This is a genomic window from Streptomyces sp. MH60 (assembly GCF_002939385.1).
In the GTDB taxonomy this organism is placed as follows: Bacteria; Actinomycetota; Actinomycetes; order Streptomycetales; family Streptomycetaceae; genus Streptomyces.
Window position 1 is genome coordinate 58,639 of the sequence record NZ_MULI01000028.1, and the last position, 20,067, is coordinate 78,705.

Annotated in this window: 17 protein-coding genes and 1 pseudogene; 12 read left to right on the top strand and 6 right to left on the bottom strand. The window is 73.1% G+C overall.

Annotation, left to right across the window (positions count from 1 at the left end):
• Positions 1–43 precede the first annotated feature (43 nt).
• From BZZ08_RS19200 to rhaI, 3 genes are all read right to left on the bottom strand, one after another.
• Positions 44–1,498, bottom strand: a complete 1,455-nt coding sequence (locus BZZ08_RS19200) for a rhamnulokinase (protein WP_104633483.1) — start codon at positions 1,496–1,498, stop codon at positions 44–46.
• On the bottom strand, positions 1,495–3,534 hold the full coding sequence (locus tag BZZ08_RS19205) for a bifunctional aldolase/short-chain dehydrogenase (RefSeq protein WP_104633484.1): 2,040 nt from the start codon (positions 3,532–3,534) through the stop codon (positions 1,495–1,497). Before BZZ08_RS19205 ends, BZZ08_RS19200 begins: the two co-directional genes overlap by 4 nt.
• 108 nt (positions 3,535–3,642) lie before the next feature.
• A complete protein-coding gene (gene rhaI / locus BZZ08_RS19210; RefSeq protein WP_104633485.1) occupies positions 3,643–4,803 on the bottom strand; it encodes an L-rhamnose isomerase in 1,161 nt (386 codons plus the stop codon).
• 278 nt (positions 4,804–5,081) lie between these two features.
• Here rhaI and BZZ08_RS19215 point away from each other — a divergent pair, with 278 nt between their 5' ends.
• The 10 genes from BZZ08_RS19215 (at position 5,082) to BZZ08_RS19260 (ending at position 15,334) form a co-directional block, all read left to right on the top strand.
• The gene (locus tag BZZ08_RS19215) at positions 5,082–6,599 is read left to right on the top strand and encodes a sugar ABC transporter ATP-binding protein (protein WP_104633486.1); all 1,518 of its coding nucleotides are present in this window, start codon (positions 5,082–5,084) and stop codon (positions 6,597–6,599) included.
• Positions 6,596–7,636 (top strand): ABC transporter permease, encoded by a 1,041-nt coding sequence (locus BZZ08_RS19220; RefSeq protein WP_104633487.1) that lies wholly within the window; start codon positions 6,596–6,598, stop codon positions 7,634–7,636. The genes BZZ08_RS19215 and BZZ08_RS19220 overlap by 4 nt, the downstream gene beginning before the upstream one ends.
• A complete protein-coding gene (locus tag BZZ08_RS19225; protein ID WP_104633488.1) occupies positions 7,629–8,660 on the top strand; it encodes an ABC transporter permease in 1,032 nt (343 codons plus the stop codon). The genes BZZ08_RS19220 and BZZ08_RS19225 overlap by 8 nt, the downstream gene beginning before the upstream one ends.
• 40 nt (positions 8,661–8,700) lie before the next feature.
• The gene (gene rhaS / locus BZZ08_RS19230) at positions 8,701–9,783 is read left to right on the top strand and encodes a rhamnose ABC transporter substrate-binding protein (RefSeq protein WP_104633489.1); all 1,083 of its coding nucleotides are present in this window, start codon (positions 8,701–8,703) and stop codon (positions 9,781–9,783) included.
• A 29-nt stretch (positions 9,784–9,812) separates the two neighbouring features.
• Positions 9,813–10,133 (top strand): L-rhamnose mutarotase, encoded by a 321-nt coding sequence (locus BZZ08_RS19235; protein WP_104633490.1) that lies wholly within the window; start codon positions 9,813–9,815, stop codon positions 10,131–10,133.
• Positions 10,134–10,222: 89 nt separating this feature from the next.
• Positions 10,223–11,248, top strand: a complete 1,026-nt coding sequence (locus BZZ08_RS19240; RefSeq protein WP_104633491.1) for a LacI family DNA-binding transcriptional regulator — start codon at positions 10,223–10,225, stop codon at positions 11,246–11,248.
• Positions 11,249–11,362: 114 nt separating this feature from the next.
• Positions 11,363–12,664, top strand: coding sequence for an alpha/beta fold hydrolase (locus tag BZZ08_RS19245; protein ID WP_104633492.1), 1,302 nt, complete (start codon positions 11,363–11,365; stop codon positions 12,662–12,664).
• A gap of 76 nt (positions 12,665–12,740) precedes the next feature.
• Positions 12,741–13,484 carry a PIG-L deacetylase family protein gene (locus BZZ08_RS19250; RefSeq protein WP_104633493.1) on the top strand — a complete coding sequence of 248 codons (744 nt, stop codon included), beginning with the start codon at positions 12,741–12,743 and terminating at the stop codon, positions 13,482–13,484.
• Between the two features lie 4 nt (positions 13,485–13,488).
• The gene (locus BZZ08_RS19255; protein WP_104633494.1) at positions 13,489–14,427 is read left to right on the top strand and encodes a sigma-70 family RNA polymerase sigma factor; all 939 of its coding nucleotides are present in this window, start codon (positions 13,489–13,491) and stop codon (positions 14,425–14,427) included.
• Positions 14,428–14,485: 58 nt separating this feature from the next.
• Entirely contained in the window at positions 14,486–15,334 is an 849-nt protein-coding gene (locus BZZ08_RS19260) for a pentapeptide repeat-containing protein (protein WP_104633495.1), read from the top strand.
• Here the strand turns inward: BZZ08_RS19260 and BZZ08_RS19265 are convergent.
• Positions 15,296–16,879, bottom strand: a complete 1,584-nt coding sequence (locus BZZ08_RS19265) for a cytochrome P450 (protein WP_104633496.1) — start codon at positions 16,877–16,879, stop codon at positions 15,296–15,298. The genes BZZ08_RS19260 and BZZ08_RS19265 overlap by 39 nt on opposite strands.
• A gap of 121 nt (positions 16,880–17,000) precedes the next feature.
• On the opposite strand from BZZ08_RS19265, the gene BZZ08_RS19270 reads away from it, so the two are divergent.
• Positions 17,001–17,609, top strand: a complete 609-nt coding sequence (locus BZZ08_RS19270; protein WP_104633497.1) for a TetR/AcrR family transcriptional regulator — start codon at positions 17,001–17,003, stop codon at positions 17,607–17,609.
• 119 nt (positions 17,610–17,728) lie between these two features.
• Positions 17,729–18,454 (top strand): DUF2470 domain-containing protein, encoded by a 726-nt coding sequence (locus BZZ08_RS19275; protein WP_104633498.1) that lies wholly within the window; start codon positions 17,729–17,731, stop codon positions 18,452–18,454.
• Here the strand turns inward: BZZ08_RS19275 and BZZ08_RS19280 are convergent.
• A complete protein-coding gene (locus tag BZZ08_RS19280; RefSeq protein ID WP_104633499.1) occupies positions 18,422–19,645 on the bottom strand; it encodes a lactonase family protein in 1,224 nt (407 codons plus the stop codon). The two genes, BZZ08_RS19275 and BZZ08_RS19280, sit on opposite strands and share 33 nt — an antisense overlap.
• A 26-nt stretch (positions 19,646–19,671) precedes the next feature.
• Positions 19,672–20,067 (bottom strand): annotated as a pseudogene (locus BZZ08_RS19285) (hypothetical protein); the annotation flags it as partial.

The window sequence follows — 20,067 nt, forward strand, 5'->3', positions numbered from 1 at the left end:
GAGTGCAGACTAGTCGGCCGACCGGCGTCTGGGGAGCCCGGGTTCACCGCTCGGCGAGTCGGGCCGCGGCCGCCCTCCAGCGGGCCGTGCCGCCGCGCGGTGCGTACCGGGTCAGCGACTGGGTGCGGGCCGACAGCCCGCGCAGGTCCGCCAGGTCGCCGACCAGGCCGTGGGCGCGGGCCTGCACCAGGACGTTGCCGAGCGCGGCGGCCTCCGTCGGCCCGGCCACCACCGGCAACCCGCAGGCATCGGCGGTCAGCTGGCACAGCAGCGCGTTGCGGGTGCCGCCGCCGACCACGTGCACGACGTCGACCGGATGCCCGGCGAGCCGCTGCGCCTCCTCGACGGCCGCGCGGTGGGCCAGCGCCAGCGAGTCGAGGATGCACCGGGTCACCTCGGCCGGCGTCCGGGGCACCGGCTGCCCCGAGGCGCGGCACGCCTCGGCGATCCGCTCCGGCATCCGCCCCGGCGCCAGGAACGCGGCGTCACCCGCGTCCACCACCGACCGCAGCGCCGGCACCCGCGCCGCCGCGAGCAGCAGCTCACCCAGATCGGGGTCGCCCCAGGCCCGTACGCACTCCTGGAGCAGCCACAGACCCATGATGTTGCGCAGGTAGCGGACGGTGCCGTCCAGGCCGAGTTCGTTGGTGAAGTTGGCGGCCCGGCTCTCCTCCGTCAGCACGGGAGCGGTCAGTTCGAGACCGGCCAGCGACCAGGTGCCGGTGCAGATGTAGGCGAAGCGTTCACCCGAGGCGGGTACGGCGGCCACCGCGGAGGCGGTGTCGTGCGAACCGACCGCCGTCACCGGCACGGGGCCTGCGAGCCCCGTCTCCTCCAGCACCTCCGGCCGCAGCAGCCCCGCCGCGTCACCGGGCCGGCGCAGCGGCGCGAACAGGCCGAGGTCGATCCCCAGCCGGTCCGCGACCTCCCGCGACCAGTCCCGGGTGCGGGGGTCGATCAGCTGGGTGGTGGAGGCGTTGGTCAGCTCCGTGCCCTGTTCACCGGTCAGCCAGTAGGTCAGCAGGTCGGGGATCAGCAACAGCCGCCGGGCCGCCGCGAACTGGGCCGTGCCCCGGGCGGCGACGAGCTGGTACAGGGTGTTGAAGGGCGCGTACTGCAACCCCGTCGCCGCGTACAGCTCCCCGGCGGGCAGCGAGGCCCACACCTTCTCCGCGACGCCCTCGGTACGGGCGTCGCGGTAGTGCACGGGGTTGCCCAGCAGCGCCCCGTCGGCGTCCAGCAGGCCGTGGTCGACGGCCCAGCTGTCCACACCCACCGAGTCCACCGGGCCCGCCGCCCGCAGCCCGTCCAGCACCCCGGCGTACAGCGCGAGGACGTCCCAGCGCAGCCCGTCGGGCGTACGGACCGGCCGGTTGGGGAAGCGGTGCGCCTCCGTCAGCTCCAGCCGGTCGGCGCCCACGCGGCCGACCATGACGCGCCCGCTGGACGCGCCGAGGTCGACCGCCGCGTACGCCTTGACGTCCAGGGCGGTGCTCATCGCAGGAACGCGGCGGCGACGCCGGCGTCGACCGGGACGTGCAGGCCGGTCGTGTGGGTCAGGTCGCCGCCGGTCAGCGCGAACACGGCGTTCGCGACGTGCTCGGGCAGCACCTCGCGCTTGAGCAGCGTCCGCTGCGCGTAGAACTCGCCCAGCTTCTCCTCCGGCACCCCGTACACCGCCGCCCGCCGGGCACCCCAGCCGCCCGCGAAGATGCCCGAACCCCGCACCACACCGTCGGGGTTGACGCCGTTGACCCGGATGCCGTGCTCGCCCAGCTCGGCGGCGAGCAGGCGCACCTGGTGGGCCTGGTCGGCCTTGGTGGCGGAGTAGGCGATGTTGTTGGGGCCGGCGAACACGGCGTTCTTCGACGCGATGTACACGATGTCGCCGCCCAGCTCCTGCGCGGTCATCACCCGGGCCGCCTCGCGCGAGACGAGGAAGGAACCGCGGGCCATGATGTCGTGCTGGAGGTCCCAGTCCTTGGCCGAGGTCTCGAGCAGCGGCTTGGAGATGGAGATCCCCGCGTTGTTGACCACCAGGTCCACCCCGCCGAAGGCGAGCACGGCCGCCTCGAACGCCGCGGCGATCTGTTCCTCGGAGGTGACGTCGACCCGCACCGCGACGGCCTTGTCGTCCCCGCCCAGCTCCTTTGCGACCGCCGCCGCGTTCTCGGCGTTCAGGTCGGCCACGACCACACAGGCGCCCTCGTCCACCAGCCGCCGCGCGATCGCCTTCCCGATCCCGCTGCCCGCGCCGGTGACCAGGGCGACACGGGTGGCCAGCGGCTTGGGCCTCGGCATCCGCCGGAGCTTGGCCTCCTCCAGCGCCCAGTACTCGATGCGGAACTTCTCCGACTCCTCGATGGGCGCGTACGACGACACCGCCTCGGCCCCGCGCATCACGTTGATCGCGTTGACGTAGAACTCGCCGGCCACCCGGGCGGTCTGCTTGTCCTTGCCGAAGCTGAACATGCCCACGCCCGGCACCAGCACGATCGCCGGGTCGGCGCCGCGCATGGCGGGGGAGTCCGGCTCGGCGTGCCGCTCGTAGTAGGCGGCGTACTCCTCGCGGTAGGCCGCGTGCAGCTCCTTGAGCCGGGCCACCGCCTCGTCCAGCGGCGCGGTCGGCGCCACGTCCAGGACCAGCGGACGCACCTTCGTACGCAGGAAGTGGTCCGGGCAGGAGGTGCCGAGCGCGGCGAGCCGCGGGTGCTCGGCCCGCGCGAGGAAGTCCAGCACCACGTCCGGGTCGGTGAAGTGCCCGACCTGCGGCCGGTCCCGGGAGGCCAGCCCCCGGACGTACGGCGCCAGCGCCGCCGCCCGCTCCCGCCGCTCGGCCTCGGGCAGCGCCTCGTACCCCGCGATCAGCGGACCGAACGGCTCGGCCCTGCCGCGCTCGGCCAGGAAGGCCTCGGCGGTGCGGATGATGTGCAGCGAGTTGCGCTCGCACTCCTCGGAGGTGTCCCCCCACGCGGTGATGCCGTGTCCGCCGAGCACACAGCCGACGGCCTGCGGGTTGGCCTCCTTGACGGCCGCGATGTCCAGCCCGAGCTGGAAACCGGGCCGCCGCCAGGGCACCCACACCACGGTGTCGCCGAAGCACTCGGCGGTCAGCTTCTCACCGTCCGCCGCACAGGCCAGCGCGATCCCGGAGTCGGGATGCAGATGGTCCACGTGGGCGGCCTCGACCAGCCCGTGCATCGCCGTGTCGATCGAGGGCGCGGCACCGCCCTGGCCGTGCAGGCAGTAGTCGAAGGCGGCGACCATCTCGTCCTCGCGCTCGACGCCCGGGTAGACGCGCTTGAGCGCCCGCATCCGGTCCAGCCGCAGCACGGCGAGCCCCGCCCCGGTGAGCGTCCCGAGATCCCCGCCGGACCCCTTGACCCACATCAGCTCCACATCACCCCCGGTGACGGGATCGGTCCCGGTGCCCTTGGCGGACGCGTTGCCACCGGCGTAGTTGGTGTTGCGAGGATCGGCGCCGAGCCGATGGGAACGGGCGAGGAGGGCATCGGCCGCAGGGTGGGTCGCCATGTCTATACAGTCCTTCTCGAACGAGGGTCGACTTCCAGGGGCGCGGGGAACCGCGCGATCAACCACGAACAGCCCGCGGTCCGCGGACCACAGGAACCACGCAGATGCTCACGCCCCCCACCCGGCCTGCGTGCCACCAACCCGCTCGGCAACGACCTTCTCGCCCCAACCGGACGCCCGGTACGCCTTGAGAGGGTCGGGCTCCAGGCCCATTTCCTCCCGCACCTCCCGAAGAATCGGACGCACGTCCGTGTCATACGCGTCCATCAGCACGGCGTTGGCCTCCAGCACATCCCCCGAGCCCTGCGCGGCGGCCAGCGCCGCACCGTCGACCAGCAGCGCCTTCGCCGTGGCCTCCTGCACATTCATCACCGACCGGATGATGGCCGGGATCTTCGCCTCGATGTTGTGGCACTGGTCGAGCATGAACGCCACGTCGGAGGTGAACCCGCCCCCGCGCACCACCTCGTACATGATGCGGAACAGCTGGAACGGGTCGGCGGCACCCGCCATCAGGTCGTCATCGGCGTAGAAGCGCGAGTTGAAGTCGAACCCGCCGAGCTTCCCCTCCCGCAGCAGCGTCGCCACGATGAACTCGATGTTCGTGCCCGGCGCGTGGTGCCCGGTGTCGACCACCACCTGCGCCTTCTCGCCCAGCTTCAGACAGTGCGCGTACGCCGTGCCCCAGTCCGGCACGTCCGTCGTGTAGAACGCCGGCTCGAAGAGCTTGTACTCGAGCAGCATCCGCTGCCCCTCGCCGAGCCGCTCGTACACCTCGGCCAGGCCCTCGGCCAGCCGGTCCTGCCGGGACCGGATGTCGTCCTGGCCGGGGTAGTTGGTGCCGTCGGCGAACCACAGTTTCAGGTCGCGCGACCCGGTGGCGTCCATGATGTCGACGCACTCCAGCAGGTGGTCGACGGCCTTCCTGCGCACCGCCGCGTCCGGGTGGCAGATGCTGCCCAGCTTGTAGTCGTCGTCCTGGAAGGTGTTGGAATTGATCGCGCCGATCCGTACGCCCCGCTTCTCGGCGTGCGCGGCCAGCGCGGCGTAGTCCTCGACCCTGTCCCAGGGGATGTGCAGGGCCACGGTCGGAGCCGCGCCGGTGAACTCGTGCACCTTCGCCGCGTCGTCCAGTTTCTCGAACGGGTCGCGCGGGACACCGGCCTGGGCGAACACCTTGAAACGGGTGCCCGAGTTGCCGTACGCCCACGACGGCGTCTCGACGGCCTGGGTCCTGAGCGCGGCCTTCACCGCGGCGAGCTCGGTCACTTCGGGGCTCCTGTGGCATCGGGTCGTGGTCCGCTGCGCCCACGACCAGTCTGTGAAACGATTCAGTAGGCGAAGTTATGAGCCGCCCGAAGGGGTGTCAACCCTTCCGGCCGCTCCGGCTCGCTGTGACTCGGTCGTGACCTTCAATTATCGAAAGTTTTTCGACCCGGAACCATTGACGTGACATACCCCCGCTGCCTAACGTCCCCGGCAACCAAGTTGAAACCTTTCACGACGCCGTGAGGGCCGTCCCGTCCGGCGCCGTCGAGGAGCCCCCAATGACCCACCCGTCCGACACGGGTACGGCCCCGGTTCTGGCGCTCAGGGACGTCTCCAAGTCCTTCGGCGCGGTCCGTGCGCTCAGGGACGTCTCCCTGGAGCTGTTCCCCGGCGAGGTGCACGCCCTCGCCGGCGAGAACGGCGCCGGAAAGTCGACCCTCATCAAGACGCTGGCCGGAGTGCACCGGCCGGACGCCGGCCAGGTGCTGCTCGACGGCGCGCCGGTCGTGTTCCACGGCCCCGGCGACGCCCGGGACGCCGGCATCGCCGTGATCTACCAGGAGCCCACCCTCTTCCCCGACCTGTCGATCGCCGAGAACATCTTCATGGGCCGCCGGCCGCGCCGCGCCCTGGGCCGCATCGACCACAAGGCCACCCGTGCCGCCACCGCCGAACTGATGCGGCGCCTCGGCGTCGAACTCGACCCCGACCGGCCCGCACGCGGCCTGTCCATCGCGGACCAGCAGATCGTCGAGATCGCCAAGGCGCTCTCCTTCGACGCCCGCGTGCTGATCATGGACGAGCCGACCGCCGCCCTCACCGGCAGCGAGGTGGCCCGGCTCTTCGGCGTGGTGCGCACCCTGCGCGAACAGGGCGCCGCGGTGCTGTTCATCTCCCACCGCCTGGAGGAGATCTTCCGCATCTGCGAACGGGTGACCACCCTGCGCGACGGCGCCCGGATCGCCGGCGAGCCCCTGGCGGGCATGACCGAGGACGACCTGGTGCGCCGCATGGTCGGCCGCGACCTCGACGAGCTGTACCCCAAGCAGGAGGTCACGCCCGGCGAGACGGCCCTCAGCGTGCGCAGGCTGACCCGCGAGGGCGTCTTCACCGACGTCTCCTTCGAGGTGCGGCGCGGTGAGATCGTCGCGCTGGCCGGACTGGTCGGCGCCGGACGCACCGAGGTCGCCCGCGCCGTCTTCGGCGTCGACCGCTGGGACGCCGGGGAGGTCGAGGTCGACGGCAAGCCGCTCGTCAACGGCGCCCCCTCCACCGCGATGGCCGCCGGCCTCGCCCTGGTCCCGGAGGACCGCCGCGCCCAGGGCCTGGTGATGGACATGTCCATCGAACGCAACATCGGCCTCACCGGCCTGCGGACGACCGTGAAGGCCGGGCTCGTGGACCGCGGCGCCGAACGCAGCCGCTCCCTCGACTGGGCGGTCAAGCTCCAGGTCAAGTACGCCCGCATCGCCGACACCGTCGCCACCCTGTCCGGCGGCAACCAGCAGAAGGTCGTCCTCGCCAAGTGGCTGGCCACCGGCCCCAAGGTGCTGATCGTCGACGAGCCCACCCGCGGCATCGACGTCGGCACCAAGGCCGAGGTGCACCGGCTGCTGAGCCAACTCGCGGCCGACGGCGTGGCCGTCCTGATGATCTCCTCCGACCTGCCCGAGGTGCTCGGCATGGCCGACCGCGTCCTGGTGATGCACGAGGGACGTCTGACCGCCGAGATATCCCGCACCGACGCCACCGAGGAGACCGTGATGGCCGCAGCCACGGGGAGGGCCGCCGCATGACGGTCGCCGCACCCGACCAGGCCCCCGTGGCCGACGTGCCCGAGGCCGGGGCCACCCGGCTGGTGGACCGCATCTTCAAGATGCGCGAACTGGCCATCCTGCTGGTCTTCCTGGTGATGATCGCCGTCACCCAGGCCGGCAACAGCGAGTTCCTGTCCGAACAGGGCATCAAGGACCTGCTGCTGAACGCGACCATCCTGGTCCTGGTCGCCACCGGCCAGTCGCTGGTCGTCATCACCCGCAACGTCGACCTGTCCGTCGGCTCCACCCTCGGCATCAGCGCCTTCGCCGCCGGCACCTACCTCCAGGGCGGCGGCAACCCCGTCGTGGCCGTGCTGCTCGCGGTGCTGCTGGGCATCGGCTTCGGCCTCCTCAACGGCCTGCTGGTCAGCCTCGGCCAGGTGCCCGCCCTGGTCGTCACCCTCGGCACCCTCTACATCATCCGCGGCATCGACTCCATCTGGGTCGGCTCCCGCCAGATCACCGCGGCCGACCTATCCGGCGGCTTCGTCGACTTCGGCTCCGGCGGCGTCTCCGCCGTGCCCTGGCTGGCCATGATCGCCCTCGCGGTGCTCGTCGCCACGGCGTACTACCTCAAGCACTTCGGCAGCGGACGCGAGCTGTACGCGCTCGGCTCCAACCCGGAGGCCGCCCGGCTGGCCGGCATCCCCGTGCGCAAGCGCATCCTCGCCGCCTACACCTTCTGCGGCGCCCTCGCCGGACTCGCCGGCGCCCTCTACCTCGCCCGGTTCGGCAACGTCGACTCCGGCACCGGCAACGGCTACGAACTGACCGTCGTCAGCGCCGTGGTGGTCGGCGGCGTGGTCTTCACCGGCGGCTCCGGCAGCGTCTACGGCGCCGCCCTCGGCGCACTGCTGCTGACCTCGGTCAACAGCGTGCTGCCCGCCCTCGGCGTCAGCTCGGTGTGGGTGCTGGCCATCAACGGCATCCTGCTCATCCTGGCCATCGCCGTCGACCGGATCGTCGCGCTGCGCGTGGCCGACGCCCTGAAGAAGAGGAACGCCCGCCATGGCTGACAGTTCCCCGACGCGCGCCGTCCGCCGGTCCGCCTCCTTGAGGTGGGACGGGGCCGTCGGCGCCCTCCTCGTGGTCGTCCTGCTGCTCTCCTTCGGCTTCGTCGACGGCTTCGGCAACGCCCTCAACCTGTCCTTCCTGATCGGCAACACCCTGCCGATCGCGCTCATCGCCCTGCCCATGACGCTGCTGGTCGTCTCCGGGGAGATCGACCTGTCGGTGGCCTCCACCGCGGGCCTGTCCGGCGCGGTGATGGGCGCCCTGTGGAACCAGGGCATGACCATCGAGGCGATCATCCCGGTCTGCCTGCTGCTCGGCGTGATGTGCGGTCTGGTCAACGGCCTGCTGGTCACCCGGCTGGGGCTGCCGTCCCTCGCCGTCACCATCGGCACCATGGCCGCCTACCGGGGCATCGCGCAGATCGTGCTCGGCTCCGACGCGGTGACCGACTTCCCCTCGCAGTACCTGGACTTCGCGGCCGGACGCATCGGCGACACCTTCCTGCCGTACGCCTTCCTGCCCTTCCTGGTGCTGCTGGCCATCGCCGTCGTCGCCCTGCACGCCATGCCGTTCGGCCGGTCGCTGTTCGCCATCGGCGCCAACGAGGAGGCCGCGCGCTTCGCCGGCATCCGGGTCAAGCGGCAGAAGCTGATCCTGTTCACGCTGACCGGCCTGATGTCGTCCCTCACCGGCGTCTTCTGGGCCCTGCACTACGCCAGCGCCCGCTACGACAACGCCACCGGCCTCGAACTGTCCGTCGTCGCCGCCGTCCTCCTGGGCGGCATCGACTTCGACGGCGGCAAGGGCACGCTCGGCGGGGCGATCGCGGGCGTGTTCCTGCTCGGCGCGCTGCAGAACGTGATGAGCCTCCAGGACGTCTCCGCGCAGTCGCAGATCGTCGTCACCGGCGTCCTGCTCGTGCTCTCCGTGCTCGGCCCCCGGGTCGCACGGCAGATCTCCCTCGCGAGGGCCGGACGCAGGGCGGCACCGACGCCCCCGTCCAAGGCGCCCGCGCCCACCCCGTAACCCCGTCATCGGCTCCGTCCACCCTCGTAAGGAACCCACCATGCGCAAGTCGTCCATCCGCCGTACCTGCGCGGCCCTCGCCGCCGTCACCTCCCTCGCCCTGGCCGCCACCGCCTGCGGCGGCACCACGAAGGAGGACGTCAAGGACGAGGGCGGCAAGGCCGCCGCGGCGGGCAAGGCCGACCCGAACGCCGCGACGAAGAAGGGACTGACCGTCGGCTTCCTGCCCAAGCAGGTGAACAACCCCTACTTCACCGTCGCCGACAAGGGCGGTGAGAAGGCCGTCAAGGAGCTGGGCTCCAGCTACAAGGAGGTCGGCACCTCCAGCGGCACCGACACCGCCGGCCAGGTCTCCTACGTCAACACGCTCACCCAGCAGCAGGTCGACGCCATCGCCGTCTCCGCGCAGGACCCGGGCGCCCTGTGCACCGCGCTCAAGCAGGCGATGAAGAACGACATCAAGGTCGTCACCTACGACTCGGACACCAACCCCGAGTGCCGCAACGCCTTCATCTCCCAGGCGTCCGCCGACGACATCGGCCGCACCCAGGTGCAGCAGCTGGCCGAGCAGATCGGCAACAAGGGCGAGATCGCGATCCTGTCCGCCGCGCAGACCGCGACGAACCAGAACGCCTGGATCGAGATCATGAAGGACGAGCTGAAGGACCCGAAGTACAAGGACATCAAGCTGGTCACGGTCGCCTACGGCGACGACGACGCCCAGAAGTCCTTCCAGCAGACCCAGGGCCTGCTCCAGGAGCACCCGAACCTGAAGGGGATCATCTCCCCGACCACCGTCGGCATCAAGGCCGCCGCCCAGTACCTGTCCGGCTCCAAGTACAAGGGCAAGGTCAAGCTGACCGGCCTCGGCACCCCCAACGACATGCGCAAGTACGTCAAGAACGGCACCGTCGAGGCGTTCGAGCTGTGGGACCCGGCCAAGCTCGGCGAACTCGCCGCCCGCACCGCCGTCGCCCTGTCCTCCGGGCAGATCACCGGCAAGGAGGGCGAGACCTTCAAGGCCGGCGCCCTGGGCGAGTACACCATCGGCAAGGACGGTGTGATCAACCTCGGCAAGCCGACCGTGTTCACCGCCGACAACGTCGACCAGTTCAACTTCTAGTCACCACCCTCGTACGGGAGCGGCAGTCCATGCAGCGCGTCTGTTTCCTGCTCAAGGTCCGCCGGGACCGCATCGCGGAGTACCGCGAACGCCACGCCGCCGTGTGGCCGGAGATGTGCGAGGCACTCTCCGCCACCGGCTGGCACAACTACTCGCTCTTCCTGCGTGACGACGGCCTGCTCGTCGGCTACCTGGAGACCGAGGACTTCGCCGCCGCCCAGGCCGGGATGGAGGCCACCGAGGTCAACGCCCGCTGGCAGGCGGAGATGGGCCCGCTGTTCGAGTCCCTCGACGGGGCCCGCCCCGACGAGGCGATGAAGCCCCTCACCGAGGTGTTCCACCTCGCCTGACGGGGATCTCGTCGGGGCGGCCCGGGTACTGTGGGAAGGTCCCGCGGCCGCCACCCCATACCCAGTACGACCTCGGAGGTCCCTGCCCGATGGCCCATTCCGTGGGTATCAAGGACGTCGCCCGCGCCGCCGGAGTTTCCGTGGGCACGGTCTCCAACGTCATCAACCGGCCCGACACCGTCGCGACCGAGACCCGCGCGCGGGTGCTGTCCGCCATCGACCGGCTGGGCTACGTCCGCAGCGAGTCCGCGCGTCAGCTGCGCGCCGGCCGCAGCCGCATCATGGGGCTCCTGGTCCTGGACATGGGCAACCCGTTCTTCGTCGACGTCGCCCGCGGTGCCGAGCGTGCCGCCCGCGAGGCCGGGCTCGGCGTCATGGTCTGCAACAGCGCCCAGAACCCGGGCGAGGAGGCCGAGTACCTCTCGCTCTTCGCCGAGCAGCGGGTCCGGGGCGTCCTGCTCACCCCCGCCGACGCCACCGGCCGCAACATCGAGGGCTTCCGGCGCCACCACATCCCCTTCGTGCTGGTCGACCGGGTCGCCGAGGGCACCACCGAGTGCTCGGTCTCCGTCGACGACGTCGCGGGCGGCGCGCTGGCCGTGCGCCACCTCGTGGACGCCGGACACCGTTCCCTCGCCTACGTCAGCGGCCCGCCCGGCCTCAACCAGGTGCGCGACCGCCGCACCGGCGCCCTCACCGCGCTCGCCGAGGCCGGACTCGGCCCCGGCGCGCTGCGCGAACTGCCCACCGAGCGCCTCGACGTCGCCGCGGGCCGCGACGCCGGCGCCCGCCTGCTGGGCCTCGCCGAGCGGCCGACCGCCGTCTTCTGCGCCAACGACCTGCTCGCCCTCGGCGTCCTGCAGGCCATGTACGCCGCCGGGGTCGGCGTCCCCGACGACCTCGCGATCGTGGGCTACGACGACATCGAGTTCGCCGCCGCCGCGGCCGTCCCGCTCACCTCCGTGCGCCAGCCCGCCGTCACCATGGGCGCCATGGCCGCCGAACTGCTTCTGGAGGAGACCGAGCTGGAGGGCACCGACCGGACCCACCCGCACCGGCGGGTCGTCCTCCAGCCGGAGCTGGTGGTGCGGCGCTCCAGCCTCGCCGCCCGCTGACCGGCCGGTCAGCAGGATTTCATGATCCCGGGGGTCGGCGGCCGCAGGACGGTGTGCTGAACTGGGACGCGGCCGAAAGAATCGGCCGCCAGATCCGTCCGCCCGGGAGACCCCTTGAGCGTCAGCTACCGCCAGCCAGGCGTCGTCCTCACCGACCGCCGTTTCACCGTGCCCCTCGACCACGCCGACCCCACCGGGGAGACGATCGAGCTGTACGCCCGCGAGGCCGTCGCGAGCGACAAGGCCGACAAGGACCTGCCCTGGCTGGTCTACCTCCAGGGCGGCCCCGGCTTCGGGGCGAACCGTTTCATCGGCCGTCCCGCCTGGTTCGGCCGCGCCCTGAAGGACTATCGCGTCCTGCTCCTGGACCAGCGCGGCACCGGCGCCTCCACCCCGGCCAACCGCCAGACGCTCCCGCTGCGCGGCGGCCCCGCCGAGCAGGCCGACTACCTCGCCCACTTCCGCGCCGACGCCATCGTCCGCGACTGCGAGGCCATCCGCCCCCAGGTCACCGGCGGCGCCCCCTGGACCGTCCTCGGCCAGAGCTTCGGCGGCTTCTGCACCGTCGCCTACCTGTCGCTGGCCCCCGAGGGACTGAGCACCGCCCTGATCACCGGCGGCCTGCCCTCCCTGGACGGCCACGCGGACGACGTCTACCGGGCCGCCTACCCCCGCATCGAGCGCAAGGTCGTCGCGCACTACGCCCGCTACCCGCAGGACATCGAGCGCGCCCGCCGCATCGCCGACCACCTCCTCACCCACGACGTGGTCCTGCCGAACGGCTACCGCCTCACCGTGGAGGCCTTCCAGTCCCTCGGCATCCTGCTCGGCGGCAGCGAGGGCAGCCACCGGCTGCACTTCCTCCTGGAGGACGCCTTCGTCCGCACCCCGAACGGACACGAACTCTCCGACGCCTTCCAGGAACAGGCCCAGGGCCTGCTGTCCTACGCGGCCAACCCGCTGTACGCCCTCATCCACGAGGTCATCTACGGCCAGGACGCCCGGCCCACCGCCTGGTCCGCCGAGCGCATCCGCGCCGAGTTCCCGCGCTTCGACGCCGCGAAGGCCCTCGCGGGCGACGAACCGCTGCTGTTCACCGGCGAGTCGATCCACCCCTGGATGTTCGACTGCGACCCGGCGCTGCGCCCGCTGCGCGAGACCGCCGAACTGCTCGCCGCCCGCACCGACTGGACCCCGCTGTACGACCCCGCCCGCCTCGCCGCCAACGAGGTGCCGGCCGCCGCGGCCGTCTACCACGACGACATGTACGTCGACACCGCCCACGCGCTGACCACCGCCCGCGCGATCCGGGGCCTGCGCACCTGGGTCACCGACGAGTTCGAGCACGACGGTGTGCGGGCCGGCGGCCCCCGGGTCCTGGACCGGCTGCTCGCGCTCGCCCACGACGAGGCCTGAGCGGCCGGAGACCGGACACCTGGGGCCGGGCCCGAAATCCGGGTGGGATGCCGGCGGCGCGGGTTAGTGTGCGGGCATGACGGAGCCGACGATCACGCAACTGGAGCCCATGCCCGGCGACTGGAGCCGCGCCCTGGCCGTGGTGGCGCACCCGGACGACCTGGAGTACGGCTGCTCGGCGGCGATCGCGGCCTGGACCGACCAGGGCCGCGAGGTCGCCTACGTCCTGGCGACCAGGGGCGAGGCGGGCATCGACACGCTGCCGCCCGACGAGTGCGCCCCGCTGCGCGAGCGCGAGCAGCGGGCGAGCGCCGCGGTCGTCGGGGTGAGCGAGGTGGAGTTCCTCGACCACCGGGACGGCGTCATCGAGTACGGCACCGCGCTGCGCCGCGACATCGCCGCCGCGATCCGGCGGCACCGGCCCGAGCTGGTCATCACCCTCAACCACCGGGACACCTGGGGCGGCGTCGCGTGGAACACCCCGGACCACGTCGCCGTCGGCCGCGCCACGCTCGACGCGGCCGCCGACGCGGGCAACCGGTGGATCTTCCCGGAGCTGACCGAGCAGGGTCTCGAACCCTGGAACGGCGTGCGCTGGGTCGCGGTCGCCGGTTCCTCCTCGCCCACCCACGCCGTGGACGCCACCCCGGGTCTGGAGCGCGCGGTGCGCTCACTGCTCGAACACCGCACGTACATCGAGGTGCTGACCGAGGAGGACCCGGAGACGTACGTGCGTGGGTTCCTCACCGGCTTCGCCCAGGCCGCCGGGGAGCGGTTCGGCGGGAAGCCGGCGGTGACCTTCGAAGTCTTCGGACGGTAGCGGCGTGGCGGGGGAGCAGGACGTGCGCGGGGAGCGGGACACGCGGGGGCAGCGGCGTCTCGCGGAGCGGTTCGAGGAGCACCGCGGGCAGCTGAGGGCGGTGGCCTACCGCATGCTCGGCTCGCTGGCCGAGGCGGAGGACGCCGTGCAGGAGGCCTGGCTGCGGCTCGACCGGTCCGACACGGACGCCATCGACAACCTCGGCGCCTGGCTGACCACCGTGACCGGCCGGATCTGCCTGGACCTGCTCCGCTCCCGCACCGCGCGCCGCGAGGAGCCGATGACCGAGGGTTTCGACTCCTTCGTGCCGGACCCCGTGCTGCGGGCCCTGCCCCAGGCCGATCCGGAGGCGGAGGCCCTGCACACCGACTCGGTGGGCATCGCCCTGCTGGTGGTCCTGGAGACCCTGGAACCGGCCGAGCGGCTGGCGTTCGTCCTGCACGACATGTTCGCCGTGCCCTTCGACGCCATCGCACCGGTCGTCGAGCGCACCCCGGCCGCCACCCGGCAGCTCGCCAGCCGGGCCCGGCGCCGGGTGCGCGACGCGACCCCCGCGGCCGAACCGGACCTCGGCCGGCAGCGCCGGGCGGTCGAGGCGTTCCTCGCCGCGAGCCGCGCCGGTGACTTCGAGGCCCTGGTGTCCGTCCTGCACCCGGACGTGGTGCTGCGGGCCGACGCCGGCGCGCTGGCCCGCGGTGTGGCGGCCTCCAAGGTGGTGCGGGGCGCGCGGACGGTCGCCACCGGGGCGTTCCACTTCCGCCACCTCGCCGCACTCGCCCGCGTCGTCCTGGTCAACGACGCGGTCGGTACCGTCGCCGTGTCCGAGGGGCAGCCGCGGTCGGTCACCTACGTCACCGTCGCCGACGGTCTCATCACGGGTCTGTACATCCTGTCCGACCCGGAGCGGCTGGCCCGTCTGGACCTGTCCGCGCTGGAGGGCTGACCGGGGGCGCGGGGGCCGCCCTCGGGCCCCCGCGCCGACGGCCCGTATCCTCGACGACATGCGAGAACACACGGCGGACCGGGCGGACGACCGGGCCGGTGCGGAACTGCGCGCCGACTGCGGGAGCTGCTTCGGCCTGTGCTGCGTGGCCCTGCCGTTCGCCCGCTCGGCGGACTTCGCGATCGACAAGGACGCCGGCACCCCCTGCGCGAACCTGCGCACCGACCACCGCTGCGGCATCCACGCGACGCTGCGGGAGCGCGGCTTCACCGGCTGCACGGTCTACGACTGCTTCGGCGCCGGACAGCGGGTCTCGCAGGTCACCTTCGGCGGCCGGGACTGGCGCACCGGCCCGCCGGAGCGGTCCCGCCGCATGTTCGAGGTGTTCCCGGTCGTCCGCCAACTGCACGAGCTGCTCCGGTACCTGACCGAGGCACTGGCCCTGCCCGCCGCCCGTCCGGTCCACGCCGACCTGCGCGGCGCCCTCGCCGACACCGAACGCCTCGCCGGAGGAACCCCGCAGGAGCTGGCCGCCCTCGACGTGGCCGCGCACCGGCAGCGGGTCAACGTGCTCCTGCTGCGCACCAGCGAGCTGGTCCGGGCCGGTACCCGCGGCCGGGGGAAGAACCGCCGCAACGCCGACCTGATGGGTGCCCGCCTGAAGGGCGCCGACCTGGCGGGGGCCGACCTGCGCGGGGCCTACCTCATCGCCGCCGACCTCACCGGCGCCGATCTGCGGGGCGCCGACCTGATCGGCGCGGACCTGCGCGACGCCGACCTGACCGACGCCGACCTGACGGGCGCCTTCTTCCTGACCCAGCCGCAGGTCAACGCGGCCAGGGGCGGCCCGGGCACCAGGCTGCCGGACTCACTCACCCGCCCGGTGCACTGGACAGCGGGACGCTGAACCGGCGTTCCCGGCGCCCTCCTCCCGTGCTGTTCCGGCGTCGCCCGTGCGGGCAGCGGGCGCGGGCGACGCCGGGGCCCGCCGGTCCAGGCGCAGGCGCAGCCCCTCGGGCATCAGCGTCAGCCGCTCGGTGACCCGCAGCCGGTAGCCGGGGTCCGGCCGCAGGTCGTAGCGGCGCAGCAGCAGCCCGAGGACCAGTGTGGCCTCGTGCAGCGCGAACTGCCGCCCGATGCACGCCCGTGCCCCCGTTCCGAACGGCTTGAACGTGTGCGGGGCGCGCGCCCGCACGGCCTTCGCGTCGAAGCGGTCCGGGTCGAACCGCTCGGCGTCCGGGCCCCACACCTCGGGATCGCGGTGCAGCATGCCCGTGAGCACCAGCGCCCAGGCCCCGCGCCGCATCGGGTACGTGCCGCCGAGCACCGTGTCCTCGCGGGCCTCCCGCGCGAAGCCGGGGGCGGTCGGCCACAGTCGCAGCGACTCGTCCAGGACCCGGCGCACGTAGCGCAGTCGGGCCACCTGCTCGTAACCGGGCGCCTCGGTGTCGCCCCACACCCGGTCCACCTCGGCACGCGCCCGGGCCGCGATCTCGGGGTGCCGCGCGAGGTAGTGCAGGGCGAAGGAGAGCGCGCCCGAGGTCGTCTCGTGCCCGGCGACCAGGAACGTGATGACCTGCCGGCGGACGTTCTCGGGCGACAGCCGCTCACCGGTCTCGGGGTGCGCCGTCGCCAGCATCCGGTCGAGCAGGTCGCCGGTACCGCTCCCGCTCCCGCCGCCGGTGCCACCGGCCGCCCGGCGGGCGCGGACGAGCTCGTCGACCGTGCGGTTGAGGTACGCGATGTCGGCGGCGTTGCGGCGGCTGGCGTCCCGCAGCAGCCAGGGGGCGAGCGGAGCGGGCACCGTGTTGAGGCGCTGCGCGTAGCCGAGCGTGCCCACCATGGCGGTGACGAAGGGGTGGAGGCGGGGGCGTTCGAAGGAGCCGAAGTCGTGCCCGAAACCGGTGCGCGCGATGGTCTCCAGCGTCAGCTTGGTCATGTCGCCCGGCACGTCCACCGTCCGCCCTGCCGCCTCGGCCAGGTCCCACTGGCCGGTGAGCCGCGCGGCCACGTCCAGCATCATCACGTGGTACCCGGCCATGGCCTCGCGGCTGAACCCGGGCGCCAGCACGTCGTGCGCGAGCTGCCAGTTGGGCTCGTGGTTGTACGCCGTGAACAGCCCGTCCCCGGCCACCGGCCGCAGGTTGGCCACGCCCAGGCCCACGTGCTTGGCGAACCGCGTCTCGTCCGCCAGGTCGGCGGCGAGCGAGGCGCCCCACACGAACACGAACTCCTTGCCGAAGGCACGCCGCCGGAATATCGGCCCCAGCCGCCGCGCGTACCGCAGCGAGTCCTGCATCGGGGTGCGCCTGCTCGCGCCCACGACGTCACCGAGCAGGGGCAGCCGGTACGGGGGGTGCGGGATGCGGTGCAGCTCGGGCCAGCCCAGCTCGGCGCCGCGGAAGCCCTTCGGCAGTCCGTCCCGGGCCGTTTCCCTCACTGTCTGGGCCATGACGAGATCTCCCTTGACGCAGCGGCGTGTTGCACGAGCCGAGTCGAGCGTGTTGTACATGGGTTCAATAACGCGCCCAGTCTCGTCCCGTTGTTGAACCGGCGTCAAGTAAGGTGCGGGCATGGCCGCGAACCAGGGCGAGCGCACCCGCCGCCGGCTCAGCACGGGCGAGCGCCGGGAGCAGTTGCTCTCGGTGGGGGCGCGCCTGTTCTCGGAGAGTCCGTACGACGAGGTCTGGATCGAGCAGGTCGCCGAGATCGCCGGGGTCTCCCGCGGGCTGCTGTACCACTACTTCCCGAACAAACGGGACTTCTTCGCGGCGGTCGTCGAGCGCGAGAGCGAGCGCATGCTGCGGATGACGGCGGCCGTGCCCGGCGTCCCGGTCCGTGAGCAACTCACCGCGGGCCTCGACGCCTACCTGGAGTACGTGCGGGCCCACGCGCACGGCTACCGCGCCTTCCACCGCGCCGACGCGGCCGGCGACCGGTCGGTGCGCCGCGTCTACCGGAAGGCGCTCGCCGCGCAGGAACGGCAGATCCTGGCCGCCCTCGCCGCCGACCCGGAGTTCGGCCCGGCCTTCGAGGGACGGGGCGACGTACGGCTGGCGGTGCGCGGCTGGCTGGCCTTCACCACGGCGGTCTGCCTGGAGTGGCTGCGGGACCCGGAGCCCGCCCGTGAACAGGTGCGGGACCTGTGCGCACGGGCGCTGCTGGGGGCCATCGCGCCCTGAGGCCGCGGGTCCGGTTCGCCCGCCGGGGGAGAGTCGAGTCGGTGTCGTGGTTGGCGCACTCCCCGAACTCCGATAGGTTAGGTGAGCCTTACCTAATGAATTGCCGAACGGAGGTTGGGATGGGTGACCCCCACACGTGGGCGGCCGCGCCCGCCGCGGCGGAGCAGGCCCGCTCGGTGCTCGCCGCCGCCTGGTCGTGCGCGGTGACCGCGGAGGGCGGCCGGGAGGAGTTCGTCGGCGCGCACTCCGTGACCGACGACGGCCGGGTGCTCCTGCACGTCCCCGAGGACAGCACGCTGCTCGCCGCGGCGGTGTGCGCGCCCCGCGGGGAGCCGTCCGCCGTGCTGGAGTTCGCCGACGTGGCGCCCGTCCCGGTGCGGGGGCGGATCAGGGCCCGGCTCTGGCTCGCCGGCCGGCTGGCCGTGGAGGACCACCACCTGGGCTTCTGGCCCACCCGTGTGGTGCTGCGGCGGCCGTCCGGGACCGTGGTGGTCGACGTCGACGAGTTCGCCGCGGCCGCGCCCGATCCGCTGGCCCTGGCCGAGGCGCGGCTGCTGACCCATCTCGCCGACTGCCACGGCGACGCCGTGCAGCGGCTGACCCGGCTCGTGGACGCGGACAGTCTGCACGCGGCGGTCCGGGTGCGGCCGCTCGCCGTCGACCGGCACGGACTGACCCTGCGCATCGAACGGATCCGTGACCACGACGACGTACGCCTGCCGTTCCACGCGCCCGCCGACGAGATCGCGCAGCTCACGGAGCGGGTGCACGTGCTGCTCGCCCAGGCGGGCGCCGCCTCCCGCCCGCGGGCCCTACAGCGGCAGCGCACAGACGGCGACGGGTGAGGCGAACGGCTCTCCCGCGGGGTGCAGCCCGCCGTCGTCCGCGCTCACCCGGAAGGCGCTCACGGTGCCGGAGTGCTGGTTGGCCGCGAACAGCAGCCCCCCGTCCGGGGAGAAGGCGATCTGCCGCGGGAAGTCGCCGCCCACCGGCACCGTCCCCAGCAGCCGGAGCCGGGCGCCCTCCGCCTCCACCGCGTACCGCGTCAGACGGTCGTGCCCCCGGTTGGCGAGAAAGGCGTACGCGCCGTCGGCCGTGACCAGGATCTGCGCCGGGTAGTTGGTGCCCGCCCCCTGGTCCGGTCCCGCCCCGGTGGACTGTGGCTCGCCGACGGTCAGGCGCCCGGACCCCGGGTCGTACGCGCAGACCGTGACGGTGTCGTCGAGTTCGTTGGCCAGATAGGCGTGGCGTCCGCCCGGGTGGAAGGTGAGGTGCCGGGGTCCGGCGCCCGCCCGGGTCCGCGCCCGCGCGACCTCCGCGAGGGTGCCGGCGCCCTCGTCCAGGCGGTAGGTGTACACGGTGTCCGTGCCGAGGTCCACGGCGAGGACGTGGGCGCCGTCCGGGGCGGTGACGACCTGATGGGCGTGCGGACCCCGCTGGCCCGGGCCCGGCGGGGGAGTGGAGTGCGTGACCAGGTGGGTGCGTTCGCCCGGCGCGCCCGAGGCGTCGATCGGATGCACGGCGATGCTGCCCGAGCCGTAGTTGGCGCTGAACAGCCAGCGCCCGCCCGGGTGCACCGACAGGTGGCAGGGCGCCGCCCCGCCGGTGCTCCGGCTGCCCAGCACCCTGCGGTCCGACAGCCGGACGGCGGTCACCGCCCCGTCCTCGCGCTCGTCGACCGCGTACAGGGTCCGGCCGTCGGGATGCACCGCCAGGTACGAGGGATCGTCCACCTCGGCGAGGAGCCCGCGGCCGGTGATCCGGCCCGTGCCGGGTTCGTACGCGGCGAGCCCGATGCCCTTGCCGCCGCCCTCGGCGGAGGTGTAGGTGCCCAGGAGGAGCGGGCGCGGGCCGGAGGACCCCCGCTCCCTGCCCGACGCACCGCTGCTCGCCCGGGGCGCGGTGGGCGTCGCGGACGGCGCCCGCGCCCCTCCCGTGCTGCCGCATGCCGCTACCGCGGGGAGGGTCGCGGTAGCGGTGGCCGTGCGGGCGAGCAGCCCGACGAAGCGCCGCCTGCTCCATCCGTCACCCTTCATACGGCCCTCCCGTGCCGGTCCCGCCGCTACCAGTCCCCGTCCTGCACCGGCTTGCCCGGTGCGTCCCCCAGCGGCTGGACCTGATGGGGAGCGGGCGGCTGCCAGGGCTCGTGGTCGTCGCCGACCCAGTCCCCGACCGGCTTCACGTCCTGGAGCGGTGCGGTGGGTGCGAGATCGTGGGCGTCCTGGTCGTAGTAGTCGTACCAGGGCAGGCCGGCCCGGGTGTAGGCGGCCCGGTCCACGGGGGACGGCGGCGGCGCCTCGCCGGTGATGCGGTGCCACTCGGGCGGTGTCACCAGGTGCACGAAGACCCGGCCCGCCGGCCGCTCGGCCCAGTCCGTCGGCGGCCGCTGGTCGCGGTACACCTCCTGGCGCATGGAGCCGCCGACGCCGAGGCCCATGGCGGGCGCGGACCGGGGCGC